The sequence below is a fragment of the Pontibacter mangrovi genome (genome assembly GCF_006385705.1).
Taxonomy (GTDB): Bacteria; Bacteroidota; Bacteroidia; order Cytophagales; family Hymenobacteraceae; genus Pontibacter; species Pontibacter mangrovi.
Genome location: NZ_VFRQ01000004.1, coordinates 1 through 23173 on the forward strand (window position 1 = coordinate 1; position 23173 = coordinate 23173).

Sequence of the window (23173 nt, forward strand, 5' to 3'; positions counted from 1 at the left end):
CAGAAGTACAAGCAGGCAAAGATTGTTTACCTGGAGCGAAAGCTCTCTAAACTTAAAAAAGAAGCTGCTTAAGAGAAGTTATATAGAAGTTAGGCCCAATATGAAGAAACATAAAAAGAGCATTTGTATAGTTGCATTGTTTCTGTCTTCCTGTGGCGGTGGAGAATGGGATACGTCTTTGCATGTTCAACGAATTCTGAATAGTACCAAAGTTATCTATGAATATGATGCGTGGGGTGGTCGCGACTCACATCAGTTTGGAATTGTGATAATGGACTCGTCAGAAGATTTCGAAGTAAACAAGGTGCGGAATCTACCGATTTCATATTTCACGGAAGTTCCTAACAGTAGCCGAATCCATGCGATAAACCTACAAAAAGCTGATGATAACAATACTTCTTTGAATCCTATAGAGAAACAAGAAGTACGTATTTCTGACATTCATTTAGAGATTGATAACTATAAAGAGTATAGTGGGTACTCGGACGCAGGCTGTGGCCTAAATGAATATCAATTTCAAACTTTTAAAGAAACGAAAGATAGTCTGTACCTTTTTGGCCTTCAAAAAATCTTTGGGATAAATCTGGAAGGAAAAGAGAATGTTGGTTTTCAAAAAGGTAACATAAAGCTCATTACTGACTCAAATGGTAAACTTATGCGTTTGGAAATAAAAGAGCTATTTAAGGGAAAAGCCAATAAGCATAAGTATAAAAAAGGCACGGCAGAAGTCATTGAGAGAAAAGAGAACAGTCCAGTTGTTTGCTTAAGAATCTATTATTTCAAGCCACTAAAAAACATTTACTCAAGCGAATTCACAGACTACGGAATTTTTAAGCCAATAATTAATAATACTATGCCTAACCAAGCACATGAGTAAAGCTGCGGCTACGCCTTGCTCACCTCATGTACGAGACCGCTGGGCTTAATTACTGCAATTTTTAGTTCTATATGGATTTTATGATTTAAGTAAATACAACCTTCATGATATTAATTATTTGTACTAATATTTTGAGCTTATTCATTTGCTGGCAGGACAATGTAAAATTAAAATGGAATGATTTCCAAGGAGAACCTAACAGCAAGTTCAAGACAACACTTAACACAGATGCTGGGGCGGTGACAGCAATAAGAACTGTAAGAACTCCGATTTCAGATGAAAAGGGATTTCTGAAATATGATATAGCAGTATGTTTTATGAAGGATTTATCTTTCACTACAGATACGACATCCTCTGAATTATTGCAACATGAACAGTTACACTTCGACATAGCGGAACTATACGCCAGAAAAATAAGAGAGCGTATATCTTTTTTAGTCGCAAAAAAAGTTAGAGACCAAAGAGAATTTGACAAAGTGTTTGATTTAATCCTTTTAGAGAAAGATGAACTTTCAAAGCAGTATGATATAAGGACGGGTAATGGGGGTGTAGACTTTGTACAACAAGAATGGAACATTAAAATACAGAAAGAACTGAATGAAATGAAAGCCTTTGCGACTTATACAAGCCAGTGTAGTTGCGAAACCATGAATAAAAATAACTAATCCCAACCAAGTATAGCAGGTATGCTTCGGCTACGCCTTGCCATCCGCTATACCAGACGTTAGTCAGGATCAAAAGTATAGAAGTGATAAAAAGAGCAATAATAGGTATTTTGATATTCCTTGTTGGAGTCGCAACAGCAGTACTTCTCGAGCAGAGTTTGAGAGTATTTATTCAAGATTTATACAAAAGCCTCTCGGGACAATCTATATACTTTGTTGGCAAAGACTTTAATCTTTTTGCGAGTCCTATTTACTACTGCAGCTTCGGTATTCTCGCACTTGTTCTTTGGAGTGCAACAGCAAAAGCAGAAAAAAAAGGAAGCATAGCATTATTGCTATTGACTGCTGTAGCTTTCTTTACCGCATTAATAGTTATCTGTTTTATAGATAGTCATTTAAAGCTTGCTCAATGTACAGCTTGTTTTGACGGAAGAAGGGGGCTTCACTATAATGATATAAACTATGACTTCATTCAAGTACTGAGTATCTTGATAGCATTGTTGCCAAGCTTAAAGAGATTTTGGACTAAAGTAAGAATGCCAGCGCCCAACAAAGTATAGCAGTACGGCTTGCTGACGCTTCACCATTCTGCTACACGAGTAACGTTATACGCAATCAAAATCATAAAAATGAAAACCTTCAGACATAGCTATTGCGACCCTTTCAAGCCTGATGTTATAGAATTAGGCGACATAGAGAGTCAAGAGATTATTAGCAGATTTGAGCAATTGCCTTGGGACGAAATCATAGCCAGGATGGGGAAAGCAAAGCAGTCAGATATACACTATTCTCCTTCATTAGAGTTTGAAGATAAAACTACAAAACATGGAGTGACTATAAGTGGTGTCGGAACTTCAAGCCTTGAAGAGTTTTGTGTATTTTACAAAAGGCCTAAAAGGGTAAAGAAATTCTTTGGATTTATTGAAAGCGACAATCCCGAATATCTTACTGATGTGACTGGTCAGACAAAAGAAGATGTAATTGACGTCTTGAACGCTCTCATCAATGGGAAGTATGATTTCTTAGACAATAAAATAAAATGAAAGCGTATAACAAGAGCTAAAAATCATAGCTGCCTATAGGACAGCATCGCTTTTTAGCCGAGCCGTTGGCTGCAACCTTTCCGTTCATAGCAAAGAATGCTTTCGACAATACACATGACAGCTTCGTGCAATTTACCTTTACCTCAAATAAAAACGTTATGCTGACGAACATCAATCCAAAACTACCAATGAGCAACAAAGCTGCGACTAAAGACTTTTACATCAATAAATTAGGATTCCAAAACGTGGGAAGTTCAGACTACGACGGTTATTTGATGGTCGAAAAAGACAATATAGAAATTCACTTTTTTGAATTCAAAGAGATTGACACTAAAGAAAACTATTCAGGAGTTTATATCCGAACAGATAACATTGACAATTTATATCAGTCATTTATTGACAATGAAGTAAATATACATCCGAATGGACCTTTAGAGACAAAGCCGTGGGGACAAAGAGAATTTGCTTTGCTTGACCCTGACAACAATTTATTGACCTTTGGGCAGAGCGTATGAGCAACGTTTGACGACAGGAACAAACAGCAGCTTTAGAAAATAAGGGCTGAAGAATGTGTGCTGAACTAATTAACTGTATTAAGCAGCAGAAAGTAGATGAAGTATAAGTTTTCCAAATACCCTTACTGCCTAAAGCTGTAAAACGTTGGTAACATAGTAATCAAAGATCCCAAAATGTCGAAAAGCTACCATGTAACCCGAAAAGACTTAAACAGATTCTCGAAACGAGAGCTTGACGAAATGGCTGAAGACGAAAGTTCTTTGCTGAACGAGTATGCTGAAAAAAGTAGTGTAAAGAGAGACGTTAAGAAGAAGAGAACAAAAGAAAAAAATTAAATACGACGGTACACCAACAAAACCCATAAGTTAGCCTCGCCATCGTATGGCTAACTCCCTTCCCCCTCATCTCAGGCAGTGCAACCCATCCTAACCAAACAGATTTATACTCTATGAACATGGCAAATAAACAGCAACTGGCCCCGCAGCAGCGCGAAGAGCTGCTCGGCATACTTAAAAAGCGCTTCGAGAAGAACATGCACCGCCATGCAGGCCTGGCATGGGCTGATGTGCAGGCAAAGCTGGAAGGCAGTATCGCAACGCTGTGGTCGTTGCAGGAGATGGAGAAGACCGGCGGGGAGCCGGATGTGGTGGGCTATGAGGCCAAAGCAGATAAGTATGTTTTCTGTGATTGCGCAGCCGAAAGCCCTAAGGGTCGCAGAAGCCTGTGTTACGACCACAAGGCGCTGGAGGCACGGAAAGAGCACAAGCCCCAGAACAGCGCCGTTGGTATGGCTGCGGACATGGGTATTGCGCTGCTGACGGAAGAGGAGTACCGGAAACTGCAGAAACTGGGCACCTTCGATACAAAAACCTCTAGCTGGGTGAAAACGCCGGACAATATAAGAGAACTAGGTGGCGCCCTGTTCTGCGACCGCCGCTACGACCAGGTTTTCCTGTACCATAATGGGGCGCAGTCATACTATGCCGCCAGGGGCTTCCGTGGGGTGCTCAAAGTATAAATTCTATACTTTCCAGCCGGTCCGGCAGGTTCATACCACTATCAGTTGGTTCGTGCGCAGTACCTGTTATAGATCTACAGCAGATTCCCCTCCTCTGGACTAGCCAAAACGAGAGTTTTGAGCTAGCGAGCGTAGCTCATAGGGGTGGGTTTTAGGCTATTGGTTAACTGAGGAACTGATCGATACGCATTCTTCAATCGATATTGGTATCTGTACTTTTACGCTAAACACAAAAAAACCGGCGCCAGGCCGGTTTTCTTATATATGGTTTAGTTGTAGCGGTGCAGGAGGCTAGATAGCAGCCTTGTCAGTAGTTGCAGCCTGCTCTTGCGCAGAGGCAGTTACAGTAGCGGCTTTTTCCTGAGCCTTTGTCTCCACGGAAGCGTAGTTGTACGCCGGGCAGTACGTTTTGCATGAGGCCATACCCAGTGCCAGGCACAGACTTCCCATTAAAATTACTTTTTTCATGATCTTGTATTTTGGAGGATTCTGTTTCAAAAATAGTATAAAAACTTTAAAAGCAAAAAAACTGGTTCAAAAATATAAGGCAGCTCCTATGCTTGATATCCTAATATTTTCATCATCGAGTCGCTGGACTGCTCCGGGGCAAACTGCCAGTGTTTCAGCTTGCCGTTCTCGTCCCTGTCGATGAGAATGTGCTGTGGCGAAGGAATAAGGCAGTGTTTAATGCCGCCGTACCCGCTCAGCTGCTCCTGGTAGGCACCCGTATGGAAAAAACCAATATACAGCGTTTCGCCTTTCGGAACCTTCGGAAGGAAAACCTGGAAAGAGTGCATTTCAGAATTGTAATAATCCTGGCTATCGCAGGTCATGCCGCCTATTTGTATTTTACGGTATTCCTTGTTCCAATGGTTCACTGCCAGCAGCGGCCAGCGCTGGTTTAGGGCCCAGGCGTCCGGCAGGTTCGTGATAAACGAGCCGTCGATCATGTACCACAGCTCCTTGTCGTTCTGCAGCTTCTCGTCTAGTACCGAGTAGATGGTAGCGCCGCTCTCGCCCACGGTGAAAATGCCAAACTCAGTAAAGATGTTCGGCTCCGGCACGCCCTCCTCGTTGCAGATGCGCTTAATGGTGCGCAGGATCTCCTCGGTCATGTACTTGTAGTCATAATCCGCCTGAATGGAGGTCTTGATCGGGAAGCCGCCGCCAATGTCAATCGTGTCCAGCTCGGGACATACTTTCTTCACCTCGGCATACTTGTGCACAAAGCGGCTAAGCTCCGACCAGTAGTAGGAGGTGTCCTTTATGCCCGTGTTGATGAAGTAGTGCAGCATTTTCAGCTCAAACTTAGGGTCTGGCTTGATCTGCTTCTCGTACAGGTCGATCACGTCGTTGTAGCGCACGCCCAGGCGCGAAGTATAAAACTCGAACTTCGGCTCCTCGTCTGAGGCCAGGCGAATGCCCAGTTTGGTTTTCTCCTGCACATGCTCTTTGTAGTACTCTATCTCGCCCAGGTGGTCCAGAATCGGCATGCAGTTCACAAAGCCCTCGTTAATGAGCTCAGAGATCCACTTGCGGTAGCGCTCATGCTTAAAGCCGTTGCAGACAATAAACGTGTTCTTGTCAATCTTGCCCTTCTCGTACAGCGACCGGATGATCTTGATGTCGTAGCCAGAGGAGGTTTCGATGTGAATGTCGTTTTTCAGTGCTTCTTCCAGCACGAAAGAGAAATGCGAGGCCTTGGTGCAGTAGCAGTAAGTATAAGTGCCCTGGTAGTCCAGTTTCTGCATTCCCTCGTTAAACAGGCGCTTGGCTTTTTGTATCTGCGAGCTGATCTTAGGCAGGTAGGTTAGCTTGAGCGGCGTGCCATACTGCTTTATAAGCTCCATGAGCGGAATCTCGTTAAAAAGCAGCTCGTTTTGCTCTACGGTAAACTCAGCGGTGGGAAAATCAAACGTCTGATGTATGAGATCGGTGTATTTATCCATTTATGGTACTTGAGTATAAGAAAACATGCAATATTGATGGTTATTTACCATCTTTGCAAAAACTTTGTTTAGATATTATGTGAAACGCAGGCCGATTAGGTATTATTTCGGAACAGGCAGAGAAGTAGAATGTTGCAGCGGAGCGTTTCATGTAATATGCACCAAACTCCGATAAAACATGAAAAAGATAAAACTGATAGAGGTAAGGTCTGAGCTGGGGGCCGGCACGCGAGGAGCCAGCATGGGTATAGACGCACTGAGGGTGGCCTGCTGGGACAAGGGCTCTGACTACTTTAAGCGCTTTAACTCTATCAGCGTGCCGGACCTGAACTATACGTTGTTCGACCCGGACGTTTTCCCGAACGCGCACCGCATCGACAGCATCCTGACGGTGCAGAAGAACATTGCCAGAGCCGTGGAGCAGACCATCGCCCAGGACATGTTTCCGCTGGTGCTGGCCGGCGACCACTCTAACGCCCACGGCACCATTGCCGGTATAAAAGCCGCCTACCCGGATAAAACCCTGGGCGTTATTTGGGTGGATGCTCACGCCGATATCCATTCGCCTTATACTTCGCCGTCGGGCAACGTGCACGGCATGCCGCTGGCCATGGCCCTGAACGTAGATAACCTGGACCGCCAGATAAACGACCCTGCCCCGGAAACGGTATTTTTCTGGAACTCCCTGAAAAAGCTGGGCTACGACGGGCCGAAGCTAAAGCCGGAGCACCTGGTATACATTGTGGTGCGCGACACCGAGGAGCCGGAGGATTTCTTTATCAAGAAGTACGGCATCAAGAACTTTACCTACGCCGAGTTTACGCAGAAAGGAGCCGAACAAGTGGCCCGCGAAGCCCAGGAGCGCCTGAAGGACTGCGACATTATTTACGTGTCTTTTGACGTGGACAGCCTGGACTCCAAGTTCTCGAAAGGCACGGGCACGCCAGTAGAGGTGGGCCTGACGGTGCAGGAGGCAAAGGACCTGAACTATTACCTGCTGCAGGACCCGCGCGTGGTGTGCTACGAGATGACCGAGATCAACCCGACGCTGGACAGCGAAAACACCATGGCAGAAAATGCCTTCGAAATTTTAGAGACGGCCACGGAGGCCATTTTACAGAAAGAATCTAAAAGTACAGCCATAAAGTAATGCACTTACAAAACGCCATTAGCCAAAGCATCAGCCAAGCCCTGCAGGCTGTGTTCGGAGTAACTGTTGACGCATCTCAGATTGCCCTGCAGCCTACCCGCAAAGAGTTTGCGGGCTCGTTTACCTTCGTTACCTTCCCTTATACCAAGCAGGTGGGCAAAGGCCCCGAGCAGATTGGGCAGGCCTTGGGCGAGTACCTGAAGGAGCAGGCCAAGGAGGTAAAGAACTTTAACGTGGTGAAAGGCTTCCTGAACCTGGAGGTGGAGGAGCGCGAGTGGCTGGACCTGTTCCGCGGCATCATGACCGACGAGAAGTATGGCTTCGGTGAGCCAAGCGGGCGCAACGTGATGGTGGAGTATTCTTCGCCAAACACAAACAAGCCGCTGCACCTGGGGCACCTGCGCAATAATTTCCTGGGCTACTCCGTGTCGGAGATCCTGAAGGCCAACGGACATGAGGTGATGAAGGTGAACCTGGTGAACGACCGCGGCATCCACATCTGTAAATCGATGCTGGCCTACGAGAAGCTGGGCAATGGCGAAACGCCGGAGAGCAGCGGCCTGAAAGGCGACCACCTGGTGGGCAAATACTACGTGCTGTTTGATAAAAACTATAAAGAGCAGATTGATGCGCTGGTAGGACAGGGCATGGACAAAGAGGAAGCCAAGAAAAAAGCCCCTTGGATGCTGGAGGCGCAGGAAATGCTGCTGAAGTGGGAGCAGGGCGATGCGCATGTGGTAAACCTCTGGAAAACCATGAACAGCTGGGTATACGCCGGCTTTGACGAGACCTACCGCACCATTGGCGTTGATTTCGATAAGTTTTATTACGAGTCACAAACGTATACTTTAGGAAAAGAGCTGGTGGAGGAAGGCCTGCAGAAAGAGGTGTTCTTTAAAAAGGACAATGGCTCTGTGTGGGTAGACCTGACCGGCGAAGGCCTGGACGAGAAGCTGCTGCTGCGCGCCGACGGCACCTCGGTATACATTACCCAGGACCTGGGCACGGCGCAGCTAAAGTATGATGATTTCCCGTACGACCAGTCGGTGTACGTGGTGGCTGATGAGCAGAACTACCATTTTCAGGTGCTGAAAGCCGCGCTCAAGAAGCTGGGCAAGCCTTATGCCGATGGTATCTATCACCTGTCTTACGGCATGGTAGACCTGCCTTCGGGAAAGATGAAATCCAGGGAGGGTACGGTGGTGGACGCCGACGAGTTGGTGCAGGAAATGATCGACACGGCACGGCAGCAAACCGAGGAATTGGGCAAAATAGAGGGCTTTACGCCGGAGCAGGCGCAGGAGCTGTACCATACGTTGGCGATGGGCGCCCTGAAGTACTTCCTGCTAAAAGTAGACCCGAAGAAGCGTATGCTCTTTAACCCGCAGGAGTCTATCGACTTCCGTGGCAACACCGGCCCTTTTGTGCAGTATACGCACGCCCGCATCTCGGCCATACTTCGCAAGGCCGGGGAGATGGGCATCACGTATGAGCCTGCTTCTTTCGACAACTTTGATAACCTGCACGAAGTGGAGCAGGAGGTGATTACGCAGCTGGTGAACTTCCCGGCTGTGGTGAAAGAGGCTGGCAACCTGTACGCGCCTTCTATCATTGCCAACTATGCTTACGAGCTGGCCAAGGCTTACAACCGCTTCTACCAGGAGATCTCGATCTTCAACGAAACGGATGAGCAAGCCCGTAGCTTCCGCGTTGCCCTGTCGGCCATGGTGGCCCGCTTTGTTCGCGAAAGTATGAAGCTCCTGGGCATTGAGGTGCCGGAACGCATGTAGGACCAGTGATTTTCTGAGTAGGTCATGGATGGGGAGGCCGTGGTTCTATGGTAGTTGAAATCGCATTGCTGAAAAGTCCCCCTTTGAAGGGGGCAGGGGGATGATAATCGTGCAGGAGTATGTCAAGCAATTCGCACTACAATAAAAGCCTTAGAACTTTTGCTAAAGCTCTTCGGTCTGAATCTACTAAAGCGGAGGTAAGGCTCTGGTGCGAAGTGTTAAGCAAAGGCAAAACAAGTTATACTTTTCTTCGTCAGCGGCCTGTTGAGAATTATATTGCTGACTTTATGTGTAAGGAGCTAAAACTTATTATTGAGGTTGATGGTTATTCGCATAATTTAAAGTTCGCTGAAGACGAGGGCCGGGATAAGAATTTAGAAAAGCTCGGCTATACTACATTAAGATTTAAGGATGAGGAAGTGATGAAGGATTTAGCAAATGTAGAACGTACTATAAGATGCTGGATAAAAGACTCACAGGTGTAAATCATCCCCCTGCCCCCTTCAAAGGGGGACTTTGTAAAACGTTTTCGACATACATCAAGTCATAAACCCAATGAACATGAAAAGCCTGCATAAACTTTTAGCGCTGGTGTTTGTATTAGGTGTAGCTGTGTCCTGCCAGCAGGGCAATAGCGCTAACCTAAAACAAGAAACTATGGCAACAGAGACTACCCCTAACACACAGACCGGCGATTTTTATACTTTCAAGATGAAGACGCTGGACGGAAAGGACGTGGACTTCTCGCAGTACAAAGGCAAAAAAGTGCTGCTGGTGAACACCGCCTCCGAGTGTGGCTTTACGCCGCAGTACGAAGATCTGCAGCAACTGCACGAAACGCACGGCGACGATGTGGTTATACTTGGTTTTCCGGCCAATAACTTTGGCGGGCAGGAGCCGGGCTCTAACGAGGAGATCGCCTCTTTCTGCCAGAAGAACTATGGCGTTACGTTCCAGATGTTTGAGAAAATATCGGTGAAAGGAGAGGACCAGCACCCGCTGTATACTTGGCTGGCGCAAAACGCCCCGGACCACGAGGAGCCAAGCTGGAACTTCTGCAAGTACCTGGTAGATGAGAACGGTAAGGTAGTGGCTTTTTTCCCATCCAAAGTAAAGCCGATGGGTGAGGAAATGCTAAGCGCCATACAACAGTAAGTATAGTAGATATTTTGCCTGGCGCAAGCGTCCGCTTGTGCCAAAATGTTCCTCAGGAGATACTGCTGTACAAGGCACAAGCGGACGCTTGCGCCAGAAATTAGCCAGTTTTTAGCACAGTATAGAAATTGAATACATCCCAACACACAAGTACCCCAAATCCAGGTCTGGTAAAGGCCTGGATTTCGGCTTTTAGGCCACGCACCCTGCCGCTGGCGCTTTCCTGTATCGGTATGGGCGGCTTTATGGCGGCGGCCAACGGCTATTTCGATGCTACGGTGGTAAGCCTTTGCGTGCTCACCACACTGTTTCTGCAGACCCTCTCCAACCTGGCCAACGACTACGGCGACTCCAAGCACGGGGCCGACAGTGTGCACCGCGAGGGGCCGATGCGGGCCGTGCAGGCGGGCCACATTCAGGCGGAGCAGATGAAAAAGGGTATGCTGGTGTTCAGCCTGCTCTCGCTGGTGTCGGGACTGTTGCTGCTGTGGGTGGCTTTTGGCGCGGAAGGTATGCTGCTGTTCCTGCTGTTTCTGGTGCTGGGGCTGGCCTCTATTTGGGCGGCCATTAACTACACCGCCGGCGACAAACCCTATGGCTATGCCGGGCTGGGCGATATCTTCGTGTTTATCTTCTTCGGGTTGGTGGGGGTGCTGGGTACCTATTTTCTGCAGGCGCAGGCGCTGGAGCCAACCGTTATACTTCCGGCGCTCATCTGCGGCTTTTTTGCCACAGCGGTGCTCAACGTCAACAACATTCGCGACATAAACTCTGATGTGCTGGCGGGCAAGCGCTCCATACCTGTGCGGCTGGGGCCAAAGCGGGCGCGTGTGTACCACCTTATACTTTTGGCTGGCGGTGTGTTGAGTGCTTTTGCCTATGTGCTGCTCAATTACCACAGCCCGTGGCAGTTCCTGTTTATACTGGCCCTGCCGCTGGTGCTGGTAAACGGCGTTAACGTGTGGCGCAAGCAAACTTCCCAAGAACTCGACCCATACTTAAAGCAGATGGCCATGACGACGCTGCTGTTCGTGCTGCTGTTTGGGGTGGGGCAGGTGCTGTAGCTTTAAAGTATAAAAATAAAAAGCAGCCCTTGCGGTGGCAGTTGGTTTATACTTTAGCAAGGCGACCAGTACGCTACCTTGTACAGCCTGCCATGCCGGAAACTGAACATCAAGCCATCTTCTGATTCTCTGGAAAGCAGCAAAACCCTTGTGCGGCCGTCGCCTGAGTCGTCCTGTTTGGTTTGTGCTTCCTGCCCAAAGATCTCCAAAAAATCTTCCCAGGTGGTGTGCTGGTTAAGCTTATACTTGCCGTATTGCAGCGCTAGGGTGCCATTGTCGTTGAAAACGACTGATTCAATACTATACCCATCCTCGGGGTTGCCTATAAACACCACCTGGTCGTAGCGCAGCTGCTCGAATTTCTTACCCTGCTCCCTAGCCGAAAAGTAGCCACAGTCATAATTTGGCTCAATGGTGCTGCGTGGCTGCCCAAACGCCTGCTCAATTGCGCTCCGCGTGGAGTTAAATGCTAAGCCTTTTAGCCTGATCTGTGTGAAGTCAAGCTCGGGTTGCTGGCCCAAGCAGCCTGTAAACTGGAGGAATAGTAGCGAAATAGTGAGGAGTGTTTTCATGCGCTAGGGGTTTAGGGCTTTTGCTTTTGTTTCGCTGCCTGTGCCTGCAGGTAACGTTCTCTGTACATTTTTTCGATCTCTGGCAGCCTTTGCTTATACGCTGCCAAGTCCCATGTCATACCGTCTTCCTGCAGCGCCTCTTGCAAGGGACCTAAACCAACTTCGGCTCGAAGGCTGTCTACGTTTTCCGGGTCCTGAAGCGGGATGATATAACTTTTAGCGGGATCGTCGGAAACAATTTTTTGGGTGCCGTAGATTTGGCGCTTGCCTTGGTTCATGAGTATCCTGTCTTGCAAGAAGGCGTACTGCCAGGGTTTAGCGTTGCCCTCTGTTACAGCCTTGCGCATAATCGGCAGGTATTTTTGCTGCACAACAGTGTCTTCTGCATGCTGAATAGCCAAAAAGTATACTTGGTTGCCAAAGTATCCCACTTTATCCACGCCCAGCCAGCCATACTTGTTTATAATTTCCTGAATGGCCATGGCGCTCGCAGCGTCTATTTCTTTCATTCTGGTGCGAAGGTCTAGGGCTTCGTTGCTCTCTTTGCCATACTTACGGTAAGCCTCCAGCACCAGCAGCCGTATACTTTGGTCATGTGCGTTAATGGCCAATAGCGCTTTTCTTGCTTTTTTGTGATAGCCCTGCTCAATGCGCTTGATCTTGAAGAGCAAGCTGTTCCACTCTTTAGCTGTATGCAAGGCCGCAAAACTCTTATCCGTTTGAATCTCATCCAGCAGCAAGCTGTCAGTAACAACTCTATCAAGTGCTGCAAAAGCCTTTGCCATATCGCCGTCTGCGGTGGCTGTAAGGGCGGCCTGGTAATCAGTGGCCTGTTCCTTTAAGTAGGCTGTAAAAAGTTTAGGGTAGGTATCTTCAAAGCTTTTATACTTGTTTTGCTCAAGATGAGAAAACGAAAGGCTGACTAACTCAGAGTAAGTCTGTGCAAAGGCGCCAAGGGAGGTGAGGAAAAGCAGGAGTAGGGTAAAGGTTGTTTTCATGTATAAAAGGTGGTTAGGGTAATAGATCGTAGCGTAACAGAAGTATAAAGTACTAATATACTTCATACTATCTTAATACTCTGTGCATGCTTGTTGGGTATTATTACATTCTTTAAGCAGCACCATTAATCATCAGGTTGCTTAACTCCTGCTGATCCAAATTTACATTTACTTGCCAGTAATAACTGCACCCATCAAATACCATTGTGTAATGCGAGTCATAGCTTAAACGGGAGTCGTTGGAGCCTCTTATTCTATCAAACATCCCATATTTGTCCCAATAAAAGTTTATGTGAATGACTCTTTCACCCTTGTCATTCTTTACCCCAACATACTGTCGAAAGTATGAATAAAGGTTGCTATGTATAACAGGGCAGCTCCCCATCTGATTAACTCTGTTTTTGTTCAAATCTTTAATCTGAGCCCTTAAGATTTTCTCGGCAAGCTCAATATCCTCTTTGTTGGGTGTCCATTGCGTAGTAGAGTCGACATCGATCACAAAGAAGTTATCGAAAGAATAATTTTGATTGAAGATAGTTCCTCTAGAGCTCTTATAGTTCACTCCAACTTTAGTATCATCTACTCTAAACAACTTTGCCTCTGGTGCACATGAGCACATAACTGCAAACAGAGTTAAAGTTAAAATTTGAGAAATCAGCTTCATCTGGCTACTGCCTAATATGCGTTTAAATTAACCTTCGGATCACCTGCCTCCCATGCAGTTCTAATCCGCTCAGACAACAAGATAAGAAAAAAAGTATAGCCCAACTCCTCCGAAGAGCAGCCGGGCTATACTTTATACTTTAGCTGGGCTTAGTTGCCGCCGCCTCCGCTGCTGTCGCCACCGCCGCTTTTCAGGTCATCGTTTTTAATGCCGCGTTTGGTGCGCTTGATGTCCTCCTTCAGCTTTCCGAACTTGTAGCTGAAGCCGATGCTGATGCGCCGCTGCACACGGCGGTACTCGTTGCGCTGCTCAAAGTTCGGGCCGTTCAAATCGTTATAAGAAGTAAAGTATTTTCTTGCCGGGCTTTGCACGTGCAGACTGATGCTGGCCTTCTCATCCTTCAGGAAACTCTTGCTCACAGACATGCCGTGCCAGAACTGCCCGGATGATTTACCTTGCAGCAGCACACGCGGCGCATAGTAGCCCATGTTCATGCCGGCGCGCCAGTTTTTCTCAAACCTGTAGCCAATGTAGCTGTACATATAGCCGCTCATGCCGCTGTTCTCCAGGTCCTGCCCCTCCAGGTTGCCGCTGAGGCTAGTGTAGGAGAGGGAGCCGTTCAGGCTCAGGCTCAGTTTTTTAAACAGGGTAGAGTTGCCGTTCAGCGAGAGGGTGGTGGTGCTGTTTTTGCCGATGTTGCCGTAGGTGGTGCTACTCACCGAGTCGGCGGGGTTAAAGGTGGTAAAGCTCTGGATAGCGTTGTTGGTGAAGCTGTGGGTAAGGGTGCTGTTCAGCGAGTTGCTGTTCTTAAACATGCTGTGCCCTACGCTAAACACGTGGCTGGTGGCAGCCTCCAGGTTGGGGTTACCAAACGAGATAGCCTTTTCGTTCTGGCGGTCTACGTACGGGTTCAGGTACCACAGGCTTGGCCGCTCAATCCGCTGCGTGTAAGATAGCTTCAGGCTGGCCATGTTCTTTAGCTTGCGCGTTAGGGTAATGTTCGGGATCAGGTTTAGGTAGTCCTGCTCTGCCACCGCCTCCGACGACTTAAAGTTGGCATCCACAACGGTTTGCTCCAAGCGCGTGCCCGCCCGGATTCCCCACTTGTCGTAGCGCAGGCTTACGGAAGAGTAGGCTGCATAAATGTCCTGGCTGTAGTCAAACTCGTTCGTGAGGCTCGGCACGTCCACATACCTTTCTGTTTCCGGGTCTAAGTTGCGGTAAAAGTAGTCGCTGCCGTTATCCCGGAAAATCGTTTTGGCCCCTACTTCCAGCGAGTGCTTCTTAAACGGGTGCACGTAATCTATCTGGGTGGTCTGTTCCAGAGAGGTGCCCTCGTTTTGGGTACGGGTGCTCAGGGGGCCACTGTAGTTTAGCACCGGCACAAAGTCCAGGTCGGTATCGCTGGTGTTGTCGTTGTCGCCAAGCTTGTACGACAAAGTAAGCAGCTGATTCTTGTTGCGCTTAAAAGTATGCTGGTAGTCCAGACCAACGTCATAACTGCCCCAGCTGCCCAGGCCATAGGTGTTGCGCTCAAAGTCCCGGATGCGGCTGCCGCCTTCCCCAAACTCCTCCACCGTCTGCAGGTTAGTGGATTCATACTTGCTCTTGTTTAGGCTAAAGTTGGCCGAAAGCAGGTTCAGGGTGTCGAGCTCATAGCTCATTTCCGTGTTGATGTAGTTAAAGCGGTTCGCGCTTTCGCCGCTGCCATTTTGTAACAGCCTGGTGTCGGTGTTGTAATCGGTGCGCTCGAAGGAGGAACGGTAACTGGGGCTGGTAAACTTGTTGACGCCTCCGTAGGCCGAGATGCCGAATTTGCCCACCTTCGCCCTGATGTTGCCAGAGACGGAGCGGCTATCCGGAACCGCCTGCGACATGTACACATTGCCGCTGTAGCCGTTCTGCGTGTTGGCGTGGGTAATGATGTTGATGATGCCGCCAATGCCCTCGGCATCATACTTAGCCGGAGGGTCGGTAATCACTTCGATGCGCTTAATGGTGTTGGCCGGCATGCTCCGGAAAACATCTTTGGGGTTGCGGGCAAACAAGGTAGAGTTCCGGCCATTGATGAGGACTTTATAGCTGCCGCTGCCGTTCAGCTTTATGTTGTCTTCAGAGTCGAGGCTGAGCATGGGCACTTTGCGGAGCATGTCCAGGGCCGTCAGAGTTTTGCTCTCGGGGTCAAACTCCACGTTATAGCTAATCTTGTCGATGTCCTGCGAGATGAGCATTTTCTCGGCGGTAACCTCCACCTCCTGCAGCTGTTTAGCCGACGAAGCAATGCTGAGTTTGCCCATATCCGTGGTTTCGCCTGCCTTTAGCGCCGGCACCTCCACCGAAAATGGTTTATAACCCAGGTAGTTAAGTATGAGCTTGTATGGTGCCAGCGGCAACCCTGCTACCTCGAAGCTGCCGTCGGGCTGCGTAAAGGTGGTCTTCACGGCTTCGTCTTTGCCCGCAGGGCTGATGACAACGGTTACATAGCTGAGCGGTGCCTGGTTGGCGGAGTCGGTCACGATGCCTTTGATAGTGCCGGTGGCGGGGCTTTGCGCCCAAGCCAAGGAAGTCAGCAGCAGGCACAGGGCCAGGAGAGCAGTTTGTTTCATGTATAATTTAGGTTAAAGTGAATACGCTACGCTGCACCAAGTATAAGCTGGCTTATACTTTTACCTTCAGGTTTCACTTCTTCCTTATCCGCTTTGCCTTGCCCTAAAAGTTGTGTGTTTAAATATAACGCTGAATAGGGGAATTATAATATATATAGCATAAAATATTTATAAAATATTTTATATAACAACAGGTATTGATGCATTTTTATAGCTGGAAAAATGCTTGTATGCGCCTTAAAACAGAAAAGCCACCTGCAGGAGCGGTGGCTTTTCTGTTGTCTCTTTCTTTATGCTTTATACTACATCGCTGCTTTGTACGAGGTGGGCACCGCGCTCTTGCAGGTCTGCTTTTGCTTTCTCAAACCCATCCCCACTGATGGCGCGCACGGCGTCTTCCAGGTAAAAAACGCTGAAGCCTTCTGTCAGCGCATCCTTGGCTGAGTAGTACACGCAGTAGTCGGCGGCGAGGCCGGCCAGGTATACTTCAGTTACCCCTTTGCCACGCAGGTAGTCGGCCAGGCCGGTGCTTTTGCGGTGGCCATTGTCATAAAAGCCGCTGTAGCTGTCTATTGCCGGGTCGGTGCCTTTCCGGAAAATGGCCTCAATGCGGTGCTGGTCCAGCGCCTCAGAGAACTCTGCTCCGGCAGTGCCCTGCACGCAGTGGTCGGGCCACAGCACCTGCTCCAGCCCGTTTAGGTCTGTCACATCAAAAACGCTTTTGCCGGCATGCTGCGAGGCGAAGCTCTTATGGTTTTCCGGGTGCCAGTCCTGGGTGGCTACCACCAGGTCAAAGCGGGGCTGCAGTTTGTTTACTACAGGTATAATGGCATCCCCTTCGGGCACAGCCAGCGAGCCGCCGGGCAAAAAGTCGTTTTGAATGTCTATTAAAAGTAGCGCGCGCATAGCGGTAAGTTATGCCTGTGGAGTGGCAGGAGCACTGCTAGCCGGGCTGCCGCCTTTGTTGTTGTTGCGGTTACGGTTCCTGTTGCGGTTTCTATTCCTGTTCCTGTTTCCGCTTTTCTTTTCGCCTTCAGCCTGCTGCCCTGCGGGAGCCTGGGCCGTGGCCGGGCTTGCCTGCGCCTGCCCTTTGTCGCCTTTCCTGTTGTCCCGGTGGTGTTTGCTGCGGTTGCGGTCACGGTTGCCGCCAGCGCCCGGCTTGCCGCCGCCGCGCTGCCGATGGCTTCCCCCCATGCGGCGGGTAGGGTCATACACCGGCGCCGGGCCAAAGCCCTCCGGAAGTGCCAGTTTCGGCAGCTCCCGCTCAATCAGGCGCTCCACCTTCTGCACCCGGAACATGTCGTTCTCGTTCACAAACGTGATGGCCATACCTGTAGAGGCGGCACGCGCCGTGCGGCCCACGCGGTGCACGTAGTCTTCCGCGTCCTGCGGCATATCAAAGTTCACCACATGGCTCAGGCTGTCAATGTCAATGCCTCGGGATAGAATATCGGTGGCCACCACGATCTGGTACTGCTTGTTCTTAAAGCCCTGCAGCGCCTTCTCGCGCTCCTCCTGCGTCATGTCCGACGAGATGCCCTCTGCCGTAAAGCCCATCTTCTTGATAGAGCGCACGATAGGGGTTACGTTAGACTTGCGGGAGGTAAAGATGATCATGCTCTGCACATCCAACTGGCGCAGCAGGTGCTCCAGCAGCGGCAGTTTCTGGTTATCATAGGTAAGGTAGAGGCGCTGGTCAATGCCCTCGGCAGGCTTCGAGATCGCCAGGTTCACCTCCGATGGGTTCTGCAGAATCTGCTGGGCCAGGTCCCGGATCTTGCGCGGCATGGTAGCCGAGAACAGGAGCGTCTGGCGCTGCTTGGGCAGTTGGTTGATGATCTTGATCAGGTCATCCATAAAGCCCATGTCCAGCATCTTGTCGGCCTCGTCCAGCACCAGGTGGTTCAGTTGGTCCAGCTTTACGTAGCCCATGGCCATGTGCGACAGCAGGCGGCCCGGCGTAGCGATGATAATGTCGGCGCCACTGGTCAGGGCGCGTTTCTGCTGCTCCCAGTCGTCGCCTTTATTGCCGCCGTAAATGGCGATGGAGCTAACAGATGCAAAGTAGCCGAAGCCCTCCACCTGTTCGTCAATCTGCTTGGCCAGCTCGCGGGTAGGCACTAGTATAAGCGTGCTGGTGTGGTCGTAGTCTCCGTGGGAGATGCGGTCGATGAGTGGCAGCAGGTAGGCAGCTGTTTTCCCGGTGCCCGTCTGAGCACAGGCAATCATGTCTTTCTGCTCAAGTATAAGCGGGATAGCCTGCTGCTGTACCGGGGTGGGGGAGTTATACCCCATCGAGTTAATGCCCGTGAGTACATCCTCGTGTAGGTTAAAAGAATGGAAGTCCAATGTTATATGCTTTAAGTTTTCTCAATGGCGGCCATCTTTTTCCATCAGCCGCTTTTTCACAGTAAAGATACTATAAATATGGCTACTAAAAATATATGAACTTTTTCAAATATTTTTTGGATAATGTTGCTTCGTATATTTTAAATGTATTATGTTTGTAAACAATTGCACAGGTAGGGTGGTCGAGTGATGTGATAAAATTTAAATAGTGCAATTTTAGAATCAGTTTTTTTGCCTTAAAAGGTAGATTGAGCGGGAGAAGGGTAGATTTTAATATAATTATATGTTAATATTTATAGCTAAAATGATAAAAGCCTGAAACCTTGTCGTAACACCGGCGTAAAGAACATCAACCAATACGGTTTATAATATCATAAAAGATATATATTAACTTCAATAAAGTCATGAAAAAAGTTATACAAGAGTCTCCTAACTTCTTCTTGCTGTTGGGTTTAAATATTGTAAATGCTGTCTTCATGCTGTTGCTGTAGGCGCAGCACCACAGACATACCTATACGTATCAAAGGCGGCCCTGTAAAAGCAGGGCCGCCTTTTTTATGCCTTTTCGCCGGAATTTTGCTTATTTTGTTTAGGAGCACCGCCTCCCGACGTTTGTAGTTACTCAAAAAAAGAATCACGACACACATGGCAGGACACAACAAATGGTCGCAGATTAAGCGTAAGAAAGGAGCCCTGGACGCCAAGCGCTCTAAAATATTTACCAAGCTGATAAAAGAGATTACCGTAGCCGTAAAAGAAGGCGGCGCCGACCCCGACGGAAACCCGCGCCTGCGGCTGGCCATACAGCTGAGCAAGGCGGCCAACATGCCCAAAGATAACATTGAGCGGGCCGTGAAGAAAGGCGAAGGAAGCGATGCCGGCGATTACCAGGCAGTGAACTACGAAGGCTACGGGCCAAACGGCGTGGCCGTGTTTGTAGAGTGCCTTACCGACAACATTAACCGCACCGTGCAAAACCTGCGCACCATGTTTAACAAAAGCGGCGGCAGCCTGGGCACCAGCGGCTCTGTCGATTTTCTCTTCGACCGCAAAGGCGTGTTTGTGGCAAAAGTAGAGCCGGAGCAAAGTATGAACCAGGATGAGCTGCTGCTGGAGCTGGCTGACGGAGGCGCCGAGGAAGTAGAGTTTGAGGACGGCTATGTTACCATTTACAGCGCCATGGAGGATTTTGGAGCAGTGCAGAAGAAGGTGGAGGAACTGCACCTGGACCTGGAGAGCGCCGAGCTGCAGCGCCTGCCCCAGACAACGGTAAAAGTAGAAGACCCCGAGGCCGTGCGCAAGGTCCTGAAGCTGATAGACGCCCTGGAAGACGACGACGATGTGCAGCAAGTATACCATAACCTGGAGCTGAGCGAGGAGGTGCTGGCAGAGCTGGAGTAGTGCCGCTAAAAGTATAAATTGGGCCGCAGACAGTTGTTTGCGGCTTTTTGTTTGATGATGTATGACACAACCGATATGTAAGGACATGCTGGTGCTGGAGCTGGCGAGCGTGCTGGCCGGGCCAAGCGTGGGGCAGTTTTTTGCCGAGTTGGGCGCACAGGTGCTGAAAGTAGAGAACGCCGCCACCCACGGCGACGTGACCCGCAGCTGGAAACTGAAGTCAGAGCCCGCGGAGCTGGAAACACCGGCCTACTTCTGCGCCGCCAACTGGGGTAAAACCTCCCTGGCCCTAAACCTGACCGAGCCGGAGCAGCTGCAGCGGCTGTACGAACTGGTAAAGCAGGCCGATGTGGTGATTGCCAGCTACAAGCCCGGCGACGCCGAAAAGCTGCAGGTAGACTACAGCACCCTCCAACAACTGAACCCACGCCTGATCTATGGCCACATTACCGGCTACGGCCCCACCGATGCGCGCGCCGGCTACGATGCGGTGGTGCAGGCCGAGAGCGGCTTTATGCACCTGAACGGCGAACCCGGCAGTGGGCCTCTGAAGATGCCTGTGGCTTTGATGGACATACTTACGGCGCACCAACTAAAGGAAGGCCTGCTGGTGGCGCTGCTGCAGCGGGAACGCACAGGTAAGGGGCAGCTGGTGGAGGTATCGTTGCTGCAGGCAGCGGTGTCGGCGTTGGCAAACCAGGCGACGGCCTACCTGGTGGCGGGGCAGGAGCCGCAGCGCATGGGCTCGGAGCACCCCAATATCGTGCCTTACGGATCGGTTTATACTTGCAAGTGCGGCAAACAACTGGTGCTGGCCGTCGGAGACGACAGGCAGTTCCGGAGGCTGTGCGCCATACTGGGCGCGAAAAGTATGGGCGATGATCCGAAGTATAAAACCAACTATGCGCGGGTGCAGCACCGGCAGGAGGTAAACCAGCAGCTGCGCCAGCTGGTTGCGCAGCACGAGCGGGAGGCCTTGCTACGGCAGCTGCAGGCGCAGCATGTCCCGGCCGGTGCTGTGCATACCATCCCCGAGGTGTTCGAGCAGCCGCAGGCGCAGCAGATGCTGCTGCAGCACAAGGGCGCCAAACCGGGCCTGCGGCAGGTGGCGTTCCGGCTGCAGGGGCAGGAGGCGCCAGCGCTCACGCCGCCCCCGGCCTATGCGGGTGCTGGCAATAACCTGTAATAGTTAGCTGGTGGCCTGTGCCTACCTATGGCTGGTTGTATTCGGGCTTAGCTAAACAAAGTGGCTAAAATAGCGGTAAAAACAGAAGCTGATGATTCCTTAACGGCAAAACTTAACTATGGAAGAAAAAGAAGACAAAAAGTTAGATGATATCCTGAACGGCTTGCACCACAAGTCCAAAACAAAGCAAATTATTTTTCGCAACACCAAAGACACCTTTGCCCGGATGAAGGTGATTTCGCAGCTGCTGGTATCGGAGCTGACGGAGCGGGTGGCGGCCCAAGGCGATGAGCTGGAGGTGGAGCTGGAGTTCAGAAACATAAGCGACCATGAGTTTCAGATCAAGTTCTCCGGCGATTTGCTGGTGTTCGTGATGCACACCAACGTCATCACCTTCCCGGACGACTATGAGATCATGCGTAACGATTACATTGATGAGGATTTCAGGAGAAGGTTTTTCGGGACGATCATGGCCTATAACTTCATGGCAGACACCATCAAGTATAACCGCCTGGATGACCCGGGGTATCTGGTGGGCCGCATGCTGATCAACATCGAAAACCATTACTGCATAGAGGGGGTGCGCCAGCTAGACCTGCCACGGGAGAAAATTAGCGACATCGCCAACAACGTAATTACCGACCGGGTGCTGCGGGTGATCGTAGAGAGCGCCATGATTGCCGCTGTGAACAACGACCTGATGGGCCAGGACGTGAGCGACATAGAGCGAATCACGCTGAAGCAGAAGCTGGAGAACACGCATTTGGTGAAGCCGCACAAACTGGGCTTCCAGATCAGCCCCGAGCTAACGCATTAAAAGCCAGCCCCAACAAAAACGGCCCGGATAGTACCCGGGCCGTTTCCATGTTAACCTTTAAACTAAGAACAATATTTTCTGATCGGAGGCGACGGCGCCATGCTTCGCTGCTAGCCCACGAAGTGCAGGTATGGATCTGCCTCGGATTTATACTAATACCACTATGGATCAGATTCACAGTTTTCAAACAGCCTAAAACCCACCCCTAAGAGCTACGCTCGCTAGCTCAAAACTCACGTTTTGGCTAGTCCAGAGGAGGGGAATCTGCTGTAGATTTGTAAAAGGTACTGCGCACGAACTAACCGATATTGGTATTACAGGGCCTCTACCGGCTCTTCGCGCAGCTTCAGGATGGCAGCCTCGATCTGCGGCAGGCTGTGCAGCAGCTGCTCAAAGCTCTCGATGCAGAAGTACTGGCTCTGGAAAGTTTCCTTTATGTAGCCGGTGTCCAGGATGTGCTGCACGTCAAAACCATACTTTATACTTTGCTCCGACACCGACAGCCTGCTCTCCCCAACGGATGAAAGTATACCTGCCCCATAGATGCGCGCCTCCGTGCCTGGCTTGCGGAACAGGCCAAACTCAATCGTGTACCAGTAGATGCGCGTCAGGCGGTCCACAATGTCGGGGCGGTCTACGTGCTGCAGGGCCATGGCCGATAGTTTAGCCAAAAACTCGCAGTATACCGGTATGGTAAGCAGCGGCACGTGGCCGAACACGTCATGGAACATGTCCGGCTCCTCCAGATAATCCAGCTGCTCCATACTCCTGATCCACACCGTAGCCGGAAACTTCTTTTCGGCAATCAGCCCGAAAAACAGCGCATCGTCCACGATGCCGGGGGCCGCCACCACCTCAAAGCCGGTCAGGGGCTTCAGGCGCTTGTTCACTTCCTCAAAGTTGGGGATGCGGTCCGGCTGGAAGTTCACGAGCTTCAGGCCCTCAAAAAACTCAGGTATGGCCTTGCTGGGCAGGTTCTCGATCTGGCGCTGGAAAAGGATGGCCCAAACGTTATGGTTCTCTTCGGTGTAGGTGCTGTAGTTTTGTGTCAGGTTCATAAAATTATGTTTGATGTTTTGAAATCGGTATAAAAAGAAAAAAGCAGGGGCTTAGGGCCGCTGCTTTGGCAGGTTCACCGGTGGCGGGAGCGTTACCTCCTCAGTGCTATAAAGTTGCTTTTTTGGTGATTGCCTTAGCTGCGGGTGCGGTAATAGCGATAATAATAGCTGTAATAGCTATACACGCTCAGGCAATAAGAATAGGCAGTAGACAGCAGCGCCATGCCAGGGGAAGTTGGCAAAGGAAGTGTGGTCGCTATGGCTGCTGGTTTGTGCATGTTTTTCTGTTACTGCA

General features: G+C 49.8%; 24 protein-coding genes. 14 read left to right on the forward strand and 10 right to left on the reverse strand.

The window, feature by feature from the left end; all coding sequences use genetic code 11:
* From FJM65_RS08340 to FJM65_RS08365, 6 genes are all read left to right on the forward strand, one after another.
* On the forward strand, positions 1 to 877 hold an 877-nt coding region (locus FJM65_RS08340; protein ID WP_219855960.1), incomplete at its 5' end, for a hypothetical protein.
* 104 nt (positions 878 to 981) lie between these two features.
* Entirely contained in the window at positions 982 to 1542 is a 561-nt protein-coding gene (locus FJM65_RS08345) for a DUF922 domain-containing protein (RefSeq protein WP_140621063.1), read from the forward strand.
* An 83-nt stretch (positions 1543 to 1625) separates the two neighbouring features.
* Positions 1626 to 2102: a hypothetical protein gene (locus FJM65_RS08350; protein ID WP_140621064.1), complete on the forward strand. Its 477-nt coding sequence runs from the start codon at positions 1626 to 1628 to the stop codon at positions 2100 to 2102.
* A 69-nt stretch (positions 2103 to 2171) separates the two neighbouring features.
* Complete coding sequence (locus FJM65_RS08355; protein ID WP_219855961.1) at positions 2172 to 2585, forward strand: hypothetical protein; 414 nt, start codon at positions 2172 to 2174, stop codon at positions 2583 to 2585.
* Positions 2586 to 2743: 158 nt separating this feature from the next.
* Positions 2744 to 3100, forward strand: coding sequence for a bleomycin resistance protein (locus FJM65_RS08360; RefSeq protein ID WP_140621065.1), 357 nt, complete (start codon positions 2744 to 2746; stop codon positions 3098 to 3100).
* Positions 3101 to 3555: 455 nt separating this feature from the next.
* Complete coding sequence (locus FJM65_RS08365; RefSeq protein WP_140621066.1) at positions 3556 to 4119, forward strand: DUF4256 domain-containing protein; 564 nt, start codon at positions 3556 to 3558, stop codon at positions 4117 to 4119.
* Between the two features lie 291 nt (positions 4120 to 4410).
* Here FJM65_RS08365 and FJM65_RS21220 read toward each other — a convergent pair whose 3' ends face one another.
* Positions 4411 to 4587, reverse strand: a complete 177-nt coding sequence (locus tag FJM65_RS21220; protein WP_181163677.1) for a hypothetical protein — start codon at positions 4585 to 4587, stop codon at positions 4411 to 4413.
* A gap of 86 nt (positions 4588 to 4673) precedes the next feature.
* Positions 4674 to 6068 carry a type III PLP-dependent enzyme domain-containing protein gene (locus FJM65_RS08370; protein ID WP_140621067.1) on the reverse strand — a complete coding sequence of 465 codons (1395 nt, stop codon included), beginning with the start codon at positions 6066 to 6068 and terminating at the stop codon, positions 4674 to 4676.
* A gap of 178 nt (positions 6069 to 6246) precedes the next feature.
* Between FJM65_RS08370 and rocF the strand changes: the two genes are divergently transcribed.
* The 5 genes from rocF to FJM65_RS08395 all read left to right on the forward strand — a co-directional run bounded on the left by rocF (position 6247) and on the right by FJM65_RS08395 (position 11227).
* Positions 6247 to 7218 carry an arginase gene (rocF, locus tag FJM65_RS08375; protein ID WP_140621068.1) on the forward strand — a complete coding sequence of 324 codons (972 nt, stop codon included), beginning with the start codon at positions 6247 to 6249 and terminating at the stop codon, positions 7216 to 7218.
* Entirely contained in the window at positions 7218 to 9008 is a 1791-nt protein-coding gene (argS, locus tag FJM65_RS08380; RefSeq protein WP_140621069.1) for an arginine--tRNA ligase, read from the forward strand. The genes rocF and argS overlap by 1 nt, the downstream gene beginning before the upstream one ends.
* Positions 9009 to 9127: 119 nt before the next feature.
* Positions 9128 to 9493 (forward strand): endonuclease domain-containing protein, encoded by a 366-nt coding sequence (locus tag FJM65_RS08385; RefSeq protein ID WP_140621070.1) that lies wholly within the window; start codon positions 9128 to 9130, stop codon positions 9491 to 9493.
* A gap of 172 nt (positions 9494 to 9665) precedes the next feature.
* On the forward strand, positions 9666 to 10163 hold the full coding sequence (locus tag FJM65_RS08390; protein ID WP_239022883.1) for a glutathione peroxidase: 498 nt from the start codon (positions 9666 to 9668) through the stop codon (positions 10161 to 10163).
* A 128-nt stretch (positions 10164 to 10291) separates the two neighbouring features.
* On the forward strand, positions 10292 to 11227 hold the full coding sequence (locus tag FJM65_RS08395) for a 1,4-dihydroxy-2-naphthoate polyprenyltransferase (RefSeq protein WP_140621072.1): 936 nt from the start codon (positions 10292 to 10294) through the stop codon (positions 11225 to 11227).
* 53 nt (positions 11228 to 11280) lie between these two features.
* Here the strand turns inward: FJM65_RS08395 and FJM65_RS08400 are convergent, their stop codons facing one another.
* The 6 genes from FJM65_RS08400 to FJM65_RS08425 all read right to left on the reverse strand — a co-directional run bounded on the left by FJM65_RS08400 (position 11281) and on the right by FJM65_RS08425 (position 18416).
* The gene (locus tag FJM65_RS08400) at positions 11281 to 11799 is read right to left on the reverse strand and encodes a hypothetical protein (protein ID WP_140621073.1); all 519 of its coding nucleotides are present in this window, start codon (positions 11797 to 11799) and stop codon (positions 11281 to 11283) included.
* 11 nt (positions 11800 to 11810) lie between these two features.
* Positions 11811 to 12797 (reverse strand): DUF6624 domain-containing protein, encoded by a 987-nt coding sequence (locus FJM65_RS08405; RefSeq protein ID WP_140621074.1) that lies wholly within the window; start codon positions 12795 to 12797, stop codon positions 11811 to 11813.
* 112 nt (positions 12798 to 12909) lie between these two features.
* On the reverse strand, positions 12910 to 13461 hold the full coding sequence (locus tag FJM65_RS08410; protein ID WP_140621075.1) for a hypothetical protein: 552 nt from the start codon (positions 13459 to 13461) through the stop codon (positions 12910 to 12912).
* A 149-nt stretch (positions 13462 to 13610) separates the two neighbouring features.
* Positions 13611 to 16067: an outer membrane beta-barrel protein gene (locus FJM65_RS08415; RefSeq protein ID WP_140621076.1), complete on the reverse strand. Its 2457-nt coding sequence runs from the start codon at positions 16065 to 16067 to the stop codon at positions 13611 to 13613.
* 297 nt (positions 16068 to 16364) lie between these two features.
* Complete coding sequence (gene pncA / locus FJM65_RS08420; protein WP_140621077.1) at positions 16365 to 16973, reverse strand: bifunctional nicotinamidase/pyrazinamidase; 609 nt, start codon at positions 16971 to 16973, stop codon at positions 16365 to 16367.
* Between the two features lie 9 nt (positions 16974 to 16982).
* Positions 16983 to 18416 carry a DEAD/DEAH box helicase gene (locus FJM65_RS08425; protein WP_449421257.1) on the reverse strand — a complete coding sequence of 478 codons (1434 nt, stop codon included), beginning with the start codon at positions 18414 to 18416 and terminating at the stop codon, positions 16983 to 16985.
* Positions 18417 to 19061: 645 nt separating this feature from the next.
* On the opposite strand from FJM65_RS08425, the gene FJM65_RS08430 reads away from it, so the two are divergent.
* The 3 genes from FJM65_RS08430 to FJM65_RS08440 all read left to right on the forward strand — a co-directional run bounded on the left by FJM65_RS08430 (position 19062) and on the right by FJM65_RS08440 (position 21820).
* Positions 19062 to 19817: a YebC/PmpR family DNA-binding transcriptional regulator gene (locus FJM65_RS08430; protein WP_140621078.1), complete on the forward strand. Its 756-nt coding sequence runs from the start codon at positions 19062 to 19064 to the stop codon at positions 19815 to 19817.
* Between the two features lie 61 nt (positions 19818 to 19878).
* The gene (locus FJM65_RS08435; RefSeq protein WP_140621079.1) at positions 19879 to 21003 is read left to right on the forward strand and encodes a CaiB/BaiF CoA transferase family protein; all 1125 of its coding nucleotides are present in this window, start codon (positions 19879 to 19881) and stop codon (positions 21001 to 21003) included.
* 118 nt (positions 21004 to 21121) lie between these two features.
* Positions 21122 to 21820 (forward strand): hypothetical protein, encoded by a 699-nt coding sequence (locus tag FJM65_RS08440; RefSeq protein ID WP_140621080.1) that lies wholly within the window; start codon positions 21122 to 21124, stop codon positions 21818 to 21820.
* 314 nt (positions 21821 to 22134) lie between these two features.
* On the opposite strand, the gene FJM65_RS08445 is transcribed toward FJM65_RS08440, so the two are convergent.
* Both FJM65_RS08445 and FJM65_RS21225 read right to left on the reverse strand, forming a co-directional pair.
* Entirely contained in the window at positions 22135 to 22878 is a 744-nt protein-coding gene (locus tag FJM65_RS08445; protein WP_140621081.1) for a phenylalanine 4-monooxygenase, read from the reverse strand.
* 134 nt (positions 22879 to 23012) lie between these two features.
* Complete coding sequence (locus FJM65_RS21225; RefSeq protein WP_181163678.1) at positions 23013 to 23156, reverse strand: hypothetical protein; 144 nt, start codon at positions 23154 to 23156, stop codon at positions 23013 to 23015.
* Positions 23157 to 23173: the final 17 nt, after the last annotated feature.

Bases quoted from the DNA above. Each gene is read 5' to 3' on its own strand.
- FJM65_RS08415 (WP_140621076.1), bottom strand. From the start codon at position 16,067: ATGAAACAAACTGCTCTCCTGGCCCTGTGCCTGCTGCTGACTTCCTTG.
- argS (WP_140621069.1), top strand. From the start codon at position 7,218: ATGCACTTACAAAACGCCATTAGCCAAAGCATCAGCCAAGCCCTGCAG.
- pncA (WP_140621077.1), bottom strand. From the start codon at position 16,973: ATGCGCGCGCTACTTTTAATAGACATTCAAAACGACTTTTTGCCCGGC.
- FJM65_RS08430 (WP_140621078.1), top strand. From the start codon at position 19,062: ATGGCAGGACACAACAAATGGTCGCAGATTAAGCGTAAGAAAGGAGCC.
- FJM65_RS08390 (WP_239022883.1), top strand. From the start codon at position 9,666: ATGGCAACAGAGACTACCCCTAACACACAGACCGGCGATTTTTATACT.
- FJM65_RS21225 (WP_181163678.1), bottom strand. From the start codon at position 23,156: ATGCACAAACCAGCAGCCATAGCGACCACACTTCCTTTGCCAACTTCC.
- FJM65_RS08370 (WP_140621067.1), bottom strand. From the start codon at position 6,068: ATGGATAAATACACCGATCTCATACATCAGACGTTTGATTTTCCCACC.
- FJM65_RS08445 (WP_140621081.1), bottom strand. From the start codon at position 22,878: ATGAACCTGACACAAAACTACAGCACCTACACCGAAGAGAACCATAAC.
- FJM65_RS08410 (WP_140621075.1), bottom strand. From the start codon at position 13,461: ATGAAGCTGATTTCTCAAATTTTAACTTTAACTCTGTTTGCAGTTATG.
- FJM65_RS08385 (WP_140621070.1), top strand. From the start codon at position 9,128: ATGTCAAGCAATTCGCACTACAATAAAAGCCTTAGAACTTTTGCTAAA.
- FJM65_RS08365 (WP_140621066.1), top strand. From the start codon at position 3,556: ATGGCAAATAAACAGCAACTGGCCCCGCAGCAGCGCGAAGAGCTGCTC.
- FJM65_RS08440 (WP_140621080.1), top strand. From the start codon at position 21,122: ATGGAAGAAAAAGAAGACAAAAAGTTAGATGATATCCTGAACGGCTTG.
- FJM65_RS08435 (WP_140621079.1), top strand. From the start codon at position 19,879: ATGACACAACCGATATGTAAGGACATGCTGGTGCTGGAGCTGGCGAGC.
- FJM65_RS08345 (WP_140621063.1), top strand. From the start codon at position 982: ATGATATTAATTATTTGTACTAATATTTTGAGCTTATTCATTTGCTGG.
- FJM65_RS08405 (WP_140621074.1), bottom strand. From the start codon at position 12,797: ATGAAAACAACCTTTACCCTACTCCTGCTTTTCCTCACCTCCCTTGGC.
- FJM65_RS08400 (WP_140621073.1), bottom strand. From the start codon at position 11,799: ATGAAAACACTCCTCACTATTTCGCTACTATTCCTCCAGTTTACAGGC.
- FJM65_RS21220 (WP_181163677.1), bottom strand. From the start codon at position 4,587: ATGAAAAAAGTAATTTTAATGGGAAGTCTGTGCCTGGCACTGGGTATG.
- FJM65_RS08355 (WP_219855961.1), top strand. From the start codon at position 2,172: ATGAAAACCTTCAGACATAGCTATTGCGACCCTTTCAAGCCTGATGTT.
- FJM65_RS08360 (WP_140621065.1), top strand. From the start codon at position 2,744: ATGCTGACGAACATCAATCCAAAACTACCAATGAGCAACAAAGCTGCG.
- rocF (WP_140621068.1), top strand. From the start codon at position 6,247: ATGAAAAAGATAAAACTGATAGAGGTAAGGTCTGAGCTGGGGGCCGGC.